Genomic DNA, 10565 nt, shown 5'->3' with positions numbered 1-10565 from the left:
GCGGGATTTATTGAACGGGAGGAAAGGCCCGCCAGGAAGCTCCTGCCTAGCTGCGAACGGCAGCATGTACCTGACGCAAAAACGCTCACGTCAATGACGGTGATGAAAACACCGGCACAGAACGTGAGCGCTGCTATCGGACGAGTCCGATTCGCAAATGATGGGACAATTTAATCGATAAATTCGACATATTGCAAAAACCGCCTTAACATCACAACGGCTTGCGCTCTAGTCGCAAAGTTGGAAGGCGCAAATAAATCATCTGTCATGCCGGAGATGATGCCTGCGTTTGCGGCTTGAGCAACCGCTGCTTTGGCCCATGGAGATATAGTCGTATGATCTTCAAATTTGTCCAGAACAGTCGGCGCTTGATCGGGATGGATCGGGGCATAGCCCAAAACCGCCAACGCATTGCTCAGCATAACGGCCATCTGTTCTCTTGTCATAAAGCGGTCAGGAGCAAAGTTATTCTCCGACACCCCTTTGACCAATCCAGCCCTGACGCCTGCTTCAATGGCCGCCGCATGCCAATCCCCTTGGGCTACATCATGGAAGATGGCGCTCTGCGCGGATTGTCCGACCTTTAAGCCCAAACCGCGCACCAGCAAGGAAGTAAATTCGGCTCTTGTAATTGAGCTGTTCGGCGCAAATTCGGTAGCGGATACTCCGTTTACAATAAGTTTGGACGCCAGCAGTTCTACGGATGTTTTCGCCCAGTGACCGTCAAGGTCGGAATAGGTTTTATCATCGGCTTCCATAATCGCGTAGATGCTGTTGTGCGGTACTTTGATCGCCATTTCCGGCGTACCGTCATCCCTTGCTCTGGTCACGGCCGGTGCAAAGTTCAACTCTCCCGTTGCGGAATCGTACAAGACGGCAACGATAGGTCCGTCCGAGCGGCCCTCGTCCAGCACGATGGAGCGAACGATATATACCCCGCCAAAATCCCTGATTTCCTCGATTCGCCCATCAGACGAAACGGTCACCTCATAACTAACGGCATGACTGATCCGTTTAAGACCTGCGTTGTTCGCGGCACGCTCCAACAACTCTTTTTGTTGTCCGACAATTTGTGCGATCGCTATATTCACATGTGTGACAGACGACTTTGACTCCAAAGGCAAAGCATTAACCTGCAGCTCATAGCTTGAAGCGTTTAATCTGACTTCAAATGTGGCGGCGGGATAGGCCGTCTTCAACTTGACCAACGAAGAAGCGGGAAACTGCACTTGCACGGCCTGTTCAGAATCGTTGATTACAATGGAGACGAAAGTTCCTGCCGCCTTGCCAAGCGCATCAAGCACCCGTTCAAGGATTTTGTCAGTCAATATGACATGCTCGACAACAGTGCCGTCTTCAAGCGTTTTCTTGCTAATGATCGAAGAATCAACAATCAGTTGAATACCGAAATCCGTATAATTCAACTGCAGTTCCTGGTTTTTGATTGGCAAAGGATAGAAAACAGGGTTCCAGATATTCGATATACGAATTTCCGCTACCGCTTCATTTCCTGCAGCGTCCTTTGCATACACGGTATAAACGTCATTGTCCGTAACGATAAACAACCCATCGGTCATGATATCGGTTCCGCTCGTCCCGTCGGCGAAATCGGCGACGGAGCGGCTCCCCGGCATCCAGTTCAGTTTCGTAATCCTATTGATAGCGCCATGAGCCTCAGCCAAGGCGCTGACTGAGACGGAGCGACTCCCTTCTGCGAGAGTGGGGGTCAAGGATATTTCCGGCATCGTTTTAATGATATTGCCAATCTCGATTGTCGCAACGAAGCTGTTACCCGCTTCGTCCTGTGCGAAAACCGAATATGTGCCGTTGGCGTTCGCCTGGAAGCTTTCCCCGCTCAGCTCAATGCCATCGGTTGCAAAATACGCCTTGGTTCTCAGCCCTTCCGCCCACTTTAAAGCTGCAATTGCGCTGCCCGTGCCGTCTGCATTCACCGTTATTGCGATGGATTCGTTGGTCGGCACAGTATTCGCAGGCTCCTGCGATAACAAGATTTCCGGCCGGACAGCATCGATAATAATGCCCGTTGTCGCCCTTGTCGGCAAATTCCGCTGAACGGCAATATCCGTATCCGCAACATGGATTTCGGCTCCGTCCGGCAGTCCGATCCCCGCTCCGATTTCAATTGCGTTGTCATAGGCCAGGCCTTCCTGCACGTCATACGTAAAGATCAGCTTGTTTCGTTCGCCGACAGGCTGTCCGGCATAAACGGCGTTAACGGTGGCAACGTCCACTCCTTCTCCGATCAGAACCGGAATGCTCGGCGTGCCTGCAACATCCACATTTCCTGCGTAGCTGACAATAAACGTCAATGTATCGCCGATACCGTAATAACCTGCTACCGGCACATCAAACCCGGTCAACTGCGTCATTCCGGCAACGATATTGTCAATATCGATTGTCGCAACGGCGTTATTGCCAGCTTCATCTTTTGCAAATACCGAATAAGTTCCGTTCTCATCCGTCTGAAAGCTGTCTCCGACCAGCAGAGTGCCTTCTGTGGCAAAATACTCCGGCGCTCTCAGCCCTTTCGCCCACTTTATCGCTGTTAATGCGCTGCCCGTGCCGTCCGCGTCTACCTGTACTTCAACAAGATCGATCGTTGGCGCTGAAGGCTGCTGCGTTAACGTAATTTCCGGCCGGACGGCATCGATAATAATGCCCGTTGTCGCCTTTGTCGGCAAATTGCGCTGAACGGCAATATCCGTACCCGCAACATGGATTTCGGCTCCGTCCGGCAGTCCGATCTCCGTTCCGATTTCAATGTCGCTGTCATAGGCCAGGCCCTCCTGCACGACATACGTAAAGAGCAGCTTGTTTTCTTCACCGGCAGGCTGCCCGGCATAAACGGCGTACACGGTGGTGGCGTCCGCTCCTTCTCCAATCGTAACAGGAATAGTTGGCGCACCTGTGACATCCACATCCACTCCATAGCCGATGGTGAAAGCAAGCGTCTCCCCGATACCGTACAAACCGGCTTCGGGCACTTCAAAGTCGATTAATTCCGGGGCGGGAACCTCGATAATAAGCCGATATTCTCCGTCAGGCCTGCCGAAGACGCCTGTCGTTGTCACCACAATCTCATTGCTCCCGACTGTAACGGCCAACTGCTCCGAGACAGACTCCGTTGTGCCGATTGTCACCGTTGCATTGGAAACGGCAGGAGCCGCCGTAATCGTAACGGAATCCATATAGCGATCGGCCAACAATTCGTATACGCCTTGATTCGGCGAGAAAGCGCCGGAAGTCCAGATCAATTCGGCATCGTCAGCTGTTGCCGCCAATGACTGAAGTTTCACGGCCTCAAAGCTGTCGACAAACATCGGATAAGTGGTGCCGTTAATCATGGCCCAACTATCGTCCCAATCCCAGCCTTCATATGTCGCGGGAAGCTGCATGTCCGCCGTTGTTTTTCCTTCGCCGCCGCCGGAAATCAAGAGCGAACCGATTTCGGCATCCCAGTATGAATCTTCGACGACCCCGGAAGTGGTTTCGCCAATCAACCCGCCCGTATGCGCGTTGCCGCTCACGAGTCCTGCGGCATAGGTAAAGGTCACGTTAGCCGCTCCGCTGTTTAACCCGACTAAGCCGCCAACATGCTCATCCCCGGCAACGTTGCCCTTTACATAAGCGTTCGAGATGATTCCCGCATTGCTGCCGACCAGGCCGCCAACCCGGTTTCCTCCCGATATAGCCGCGTTCTCGAGGCCAATATTGCGGATGATTCCCGAAGAGGCTCCAAATAATCCAGCATGGTCAACCGTGCTGTCGACGGTCAAATTGCGGATGACGGATCTGTTTCCTTCAAAGATTCCCGTAAACGGTTGACCGCCGTCTCCGATCGGGTTCAAGTCCACGCCTGCCAAATCGAGATCGTTCATTAACTCATAGCTGCCGCTTAACGCATAAGGAGCGGTTCCGATCGCCGCAAGCTGAGAAGCGGTCGTGATGCGATGGGCGTAATCTATTCCGTCTTCGCGAATCACTTGAAGCGTATAGGCTGCTTCGAACGGATTGGTATCGGCTCCCGGTACGACAACGTCGGTCGAAACCGTGATGTCGACGTTGTTTGCGCCGGGAACCAAAGAAATGACTTTCGAGTCCAAATCCTCGCCGTTGATCAATACGTTTGCGCGGCTGCTGCCAGAGGATGCCGCCACCTTCAAGCTATCCACTTCGCCTGTTACCCGGATCGAATACGTCGCTATATGGGGGGCGAACTCCGGCTCGTATGCCATTTCGCCATCGTTGATCGCCAGCTCGTCCAGCACGATCTGATCCAGCGTGGTGCGATGCATCGGGAAGGTCATGCCCTCCAAAATGCCCCATTGTCCTTGCGCGGAGAAGTCCCACGAGAGGAAGCTGGCCGCATGTTTCATTTGCGATGTAGTCAAGCCTATTCCATTCCCGGAAAAGCCGGCCAAGCTGCTATTGTAGTATGATTCCGTAATGCTCATGTTGGATCCTTCCGTTCGGCCGACAAACCCTCCGGCTTGAGCCGACCCGGGTCCGGTTACGGAAGCGGAAACGTAAGAAGAGCGAATTTGGCTGGGCGCTATGGGAACTCCAAGGCCGTAACCGGCCAATCCGCCGACATCATCTGCACCTTTCACGGTTCCGGTGACATAGACATTTTCGATGAAAGAACCATACAATTGTCCTGTCAAACCTCCGACATAACTTGTCTCCCCGGTTCCCAAAACATCTACATCGATCAAACCTACATTTCGAATCGAAGCTTTTGATATGGCTCCGAAAAATCCGACCGCGCTTGAGCCGTGAATGACTTTAAGGTTGGAGATCGTATAGCCATTGCCGTTAAACGAACCCCTGAATGCATTAATTTCGTATCCGCCTCCCCCAATAGGCACCCAGCCATCCCCGTCATTGTATCCTGCGCCTGTCGGACTTAAATAGTCTGACAAATCGATATCTGCGCCAAGCGCATAATGCCCTGCCAGATTATTACGCATTGCATGAAGCCCGGCGGCGTCCGTAATGATAATCGGACATTGGGCAGACGTTCCGGGCGTTACTCCGTCGCAAGCAGACGCCAACACGCGCCTTTCCGGACCAAAAGGCAACGCAATGGTCGTGAATAAAAAGACAACTACAAACCCAACTAGCCATTTGCGATACAAATTACTTTTCATTGTTCCCCTCCAAGTATGTTGTTCCAAACAAACATGACTTGGGACTGCTAGAGTCTACCATATTCCGCCGCTACGTCAGGATGTGTGTCTAGTAATCCCTATTTAAAACTAAATCCAATTATACTATATTCTAGAATTGCTTAGCACGATAAAATGGCAAAGACCTGGCCGGTATCCGGCCAGGTCGATTCGTTTGCTGTTGCGTTTTAAATCAGATCCAAAAGTCGAAGCAGCAGCACGCAGCCTTCGGCTCGCGTCAGCGGTTCGAGAGGAGCAAAGCGATTGACGCCGCGTCCTTGCAGCAATCCATTCGAAGCAGCAAGCTGCACGGAATCGATTGCCCAATCGGGTATTTGCTCCGCATCGTCGAAGGTATGCCGAGCCGCATCGTTTGCAGGATCGGCCAATTGGCCGCTATATTTCGCAGCCCTGACAAGCATAACCGCCATTTCCGCGCGGCTGATTGCCCGCGCTCCCCTAAACGTGCCGTCTTCGTAGCCCATTAGCAACCCGGCTTCAACCGCGCTGTATACGCCGGAACGCGCCCATTCCGGCAATGACCCGTCATCCGCGAACGGAACGGCAGCTCCGTTCTGCGGAAGCCCGAGCGCGCGAGCCAGCATCACGGCAAATTGCTGGCGCGTCACCTGATGCTCTGGACGGAAAGTTCCGTCTTCGTATCCGTTTACAATGTTGCGATTGGCCGCCAGCCTGATGGCGCCGGCTGCCCAGTGCCCCGCGATGTCATGCCACTCTGGAAGCTCCTCCGCTCCCTCTGCACCATTGCCGGATTGTCCGGTTGCTTCGGCTTCCTCGGATGCATCGTCATCATCATTCCCATTGCCTTGATTCCCCTGCTCACCGCTGCCGTTTCCGTTTCCGTTGCCATTTCCGTTTCCATTACCATTTCCGTTTCCATTACCATTTCCGGTGCCGCCGCTTGACTGCTCCTCCTCAGCTGTCACTTCGAGCAAATATGGGTTAAGCGGCTTCAATACGATAGCTGTACCAACCGTACCGCTCAGCGATTCTCCGCTTATCAACTCCTTAATCGAGTCGATCTCATAAGGGAGATCGAGCGTGACCGAAACGGTCTCTTCCGAATAATTGACGATATTGACCAGAGTGCGGTCATTATATTCGGCCGATTGCCAATGTACACCGTAGACGGGTTCATCTGATGCAGCGGATGCGTCGTTTAGCATAACACCGGTTAACTCCAGATTCTCCAGCACCGGCAGCAGCGCCGAACGAATCTCCTGCGCGGAAGAACTCGCCGCCAGCACTGCATCCGCTCTGTCTAATACGCCGTTACGAACGCCGATCGACAGCAACTGATCATGCTCGTTGCGAGATAGCGCGTTTTCGCCGATCACGATTACGCGGCCGCCGCTGCTGCTGAATTCGGAAATTTCATCGAGCGTGCCCGCTTGCACGTGCGTTGCATTGGGCACGATCAGTAGGCGATATGGATCCAGCCCACCTGCGGCGATCTGCTTCTCCGACACAAAACGAACATGCTGGCCGCTATAGACCAAAGCTTCATAAGCGCCGTACAACGCATCATAATACGCCTGAGTGTACAGCCCGGACGGCCATGCATACAGAATGGCCGCCTCCGCCGGAGCATTTTGCAAAGCGGTCACTTCATTCGCCAGCCGATTTAAATCATGATTGGTGCGGCCGATATCGGCTACGACATCCGGCCTGTGCAACAGACTGCCGGCAAAATCGCTGGTTGGATCGTACGTACGCTCCCATACCCAGTTCGTGGACGCTGTCTTGCCATGCACCGCACCCTGCCACAGCACCGCTCGCACTCGCTGCGCCTGTATCGCGGAGTAGTCGTTGTCTCCATCCTTGATAAAATGATGCTCCGAATTAAAGATCGGCGCCGGATTGAACGAACGCTGCATATCATAGAAGCCAAGCTCGCGAATAAAACCTTCTGCGCCGGAAGAAATCAGATTGTAGGCATCATTGCCATTAATATCGCTTAATTCGGAGAACATCTCGTAATCGATTCCCCAATCCAGACTGTTCTGCAAGGACGCCATCACTTTGACTTGAACGGGAAGATCTGGGGCGATTTCATGAATAATGTCCGCCATCCATTGATGCCATTCGGCAAAAAGCTTGTTATTAAACACAATCCAGTCATAAACTATCGGTTTACCTTCGATATTTTGAGGCATCTGCACCTCGCCAAAGGAAGCGTAAGACGAACTATAGGCTGCGTTTAGAAGCCCAATGTCGTTATCGTACAGCTCCCTCAGATAATCCTGCCAGATCGGCTTATAATACGCATCGCGGTCCGTCTGGAATACCGGTTCGTTGCTTAAAGTTACACTGTGCAACGACTTGTAATCTTTGACCTGCGGAATCACATAACGCAAATATTGTTCGATTATCTCCTCGGCAACCGGATGCGAATAAATAAATTTAATAAATCCGTTGCTGTTGCTCCTCACCTCCGGATGTTTGTTTAATAAAAACTCCGGGAAATAATGCGGCGACAACAGCAAGTTGACTGCAATATCCTGCTCTTCCGCCATCGCAAGCACGTTAAGCACGTTGGCCTCCAAATTCCTGCTGGTCAAGAAATAATCCGCGTCCGGATCTACGCCGTCAAAGTTCGGCAAAATTTCGAATCCGGAATTCAACAACAGATTTTCGGCAGCGCCGGTCTTCACCATCGACAGATCGTCGATCCATATCGTTTGCACATTTTCGGACAAAATGATCAAGGTAAAGACGGTCTCCGAAGCGCCTGTCGTATACGTATAGCTTACTTCCTGCCAGTCGTAGGTGCCGATCGGCAGCGCTTTGCGAAAATTCCAGTTGGGGCCGCCAGGGAACCAGGCCTGCTGCACGCCGTCGCCTTTCACCCACAACTTGATGGCATAGGTTGTGTTCGGCTCCACCGCAACCGACTGGGAAACGCTTTTGTACACATTGGACTGCTTTGGCGATTGGTTGACAATTTTCAACGAATAGTTGCCGGAGTGTTTGATGTCCGCATCCAGCGCAATGCTTCCCCGCGCGCTTCCGCCGGTGCCGTAATCGTTGACATATCCTTCTTTTTGGACAAAAACTTTGTTTGGACCGGTTTCGATTTGAATGATGTTGGCGCCATAGTCCTGGAATTTGTGCAAATCCGTGCGGACCTGTCCAAAATGACCGTAACCGTTAAAAAATATCGGACGTTCCTCTCTGGCTCCCGAGCTTCTAACCTTTGTATTTCCCGTATAGCCGTAACCTTCGATCGATAAGTCGCCGACTTCGTCCGGCGTTGTATACCGCGGCGCGGCCAGCGGCGTCTTGATACCGGAGAGATAGTCCGTTAGCGCTGTTTCAGCTTCCTCCAGCAACGTTTGCAGCGTATCGGCCACATAACTAGCCCGCTCCAATTGCCCACGGCTGATGTCCGTCCGGCCATACGCAATGAAATCCTTGGCGGTCGTATATTTTACCCGTTCGTAATCTGTGGAAATAGACTGCGATTCCGCTTCAGTCAGCAAGTTTTCCACTTTGGACAATGCCGCGCCTAATTGATTAAACCTCAGCTGCAGTTCCGCCGCGCTTGGCAATACCGTGATCCGTTGTCCACGCTCCCGGGTTTTTCCGTCTTCAGAGCTTGTTGCGACAAGATCCAGTTGATATTGTCCTTGCGTATCAAATTGAATCTGCCCGCTTTCGATCCAGATCTTTCCTGGCGGAATGCTCGCCTCCTTGTCCAGTCCGATCTCTGGCGATTGCAAGCGAACGGTGACGGAGTTCGTACCGTAGTTGGGCACAAAAATTTTATAAGGTATGCTTTGGCCGGACTCCGCTTCCTTAAGCGTCTCCATCCACAAGCTCCATTTGTCGCCAGCAGGTACGGTATCCATTTGGGCCAATTGATTGCCGTCCTTCACTCTCCCGATACCGGTTGTCCATTCTATCCAGCCCCGTCTGCCGCTGCCGTCATTGTCATTGACCAACATGGAGAATTGAAACGACTCTCTAAAGCCGGCTTCGCCGTAGATGGCCGCCCACGGAATAGCCGCTTCGTAATAAGTACTGTCGTCTGTCCGGCTAACGTAATAATTGACGCTGCTCTTGTCCACTGTTGCGCCGCCGTTGTTCCAGCGCCAGATTTGCGGTTGGTTGCCCGCCGCCAGATTAAAGCCGTATTCGGGACCGTACACTCCGTTGTCGCCAAAGCCGATTTGCACGCTGTCTCCCGACCACATATCCGCATTGGCAACCGGATGATGGAAATTGTCCCTCACCTTAACCGCCATGTAGAAATATTGCTCGTTATAGGCAAACTTTGCCTCTGCAGACACATCTTGCGCACCGCCGTACCCGGCAATCTGGATTTGTTCCGGTTTGGAAGGATGCGGCAACGAAATGCCCGTAAATGATCCCCAGCTCTCCCAATGATCCGGCTCTCCGCTCAACGTCATATCCTCGGCATAAAAAATCGGCATATGCGTCCGGTCTCCAAATCCCGCCGCAAAATCGGACCATTGCTCCAAATGAACCCCTATAACATATTGAAACACCGCTTCCTCGCTGTCGATCATGCCTGGCATAGAAGCAATCGCGCGAATCGTCACGTTATCATGTATCGTGATCGGGCCGGTATAAAGCAGACGGGCTGCAGGGTCTAACGGGTCGCTATTATCCAGCGTATAATGAATGTCGGCACCCGCCGTCGCAGTGCTTAACGTTACCTCAGTTCCCTCCGGCACCGTCCCTGAAGGCAATGAAGCGCTTACGTCATCGACTTTAAGCACCTCAAACCCACCGTTTCTGATCAGATTTGGCGCATTGACATCCTCCTTCTTGCGTAAAGTCACCTCGTCGATCCAGACTGCATCCACATAGTTCTCGATCAATATCCGAACGGTTAGCTTAGTCTGATTGGAAGCTGTCTTTATCGTTTTGCTGACCGGCTTCCAATCAAAAGTACCGCTGCCTACTCCGTCCCTCGAAGCCCAATCAAAGCCAAAGGTGACGGCATTAACGCCATTGGCGGTCTGTAAATTTTCTCCTTTAATCCGCATGTTCAATACATATTCGGTATTGGGCTCCACATCAGCAGCCTGATTGATATTCAGAAATTGATTGGATGTTCTGGGCGACGAATATTGTACATGCAACGAGTGCGAGCCGCCGTATTTCACCTGATCATCCAGCCGGTAAGCAGCAATGGGTGGCGGCGAACCGCTGGTTCCGATATACCAGAAAGTCGGTATTGTAATCGCCGCTATCGATGTGGGATCGTCCGACGGATTTGCGCTTGCGTTTCCGGGGGGAAACATTACGCCTCCCGCCAGCATCACGCAGACTAATACAATGGCTGTACATCTGTCCAAAAAATTGTTCATATGCATCACAAACCTC

2 protein-coding genes are annotated in these 10565 nt (G+C 52.3%); both read right to left on the bottom strand.

The features are described 5' to 3' along the window. Positions 1-170: 170 nt before the first annotated feature. Positions 171-5171, bottom strand: a complete 5001-nt coding sequence (locus tag B1748_RS00220) for an S-layer homology domain-containing protein (protein WP_087565851.1) — start codon at positions 5169-5171, stop codon at positions 171-173. A gap of 206 nt (positions 5172-5377) precedes the next feature. Then, a complete protein-coding gene (locus B1748_RS00215; RefSeq protein WP_179215290.1) occupies positions 5378-10549 on the bottom strand; it encodes an S-layer homology domain-containing protein in 5172 nt (1723 codons plus the stop codon). Between the last annotated feature and the right edge of the window lie 16 nt (positions 10550-10565).

It is taken from the genome of Paenibacillus sp. MY03, assembly GCF_002165585.1.
In the GTDB taxonomy this organism is placed as follows: Bacteria; Bacillota; Bacilli; order Paenibacillales; family Paenibacillaceae; genus Pristimantibacillus; species Pristimantibacillus agaridevorans.
This window is presented reverse-complemented; position numbering and strand designations above follow the sequence as displayed.

Coding starts and splice junctions, on each gene's coding strand:
- B1748_RS00220 (WP_087565851.1), bottom strand. CDS start 5,171: ATGAAAAGTAATTTGTATCGCAAATGGCTAGTTGGGTTTGTAGTTGTC.
- B1748_RS00215 (WP_179215290.1), bottom strand. CDS start 10,549: ATGAACAATTTTTTGGACAGATGTACAGCCATTGTATTAGTCTGCGTG.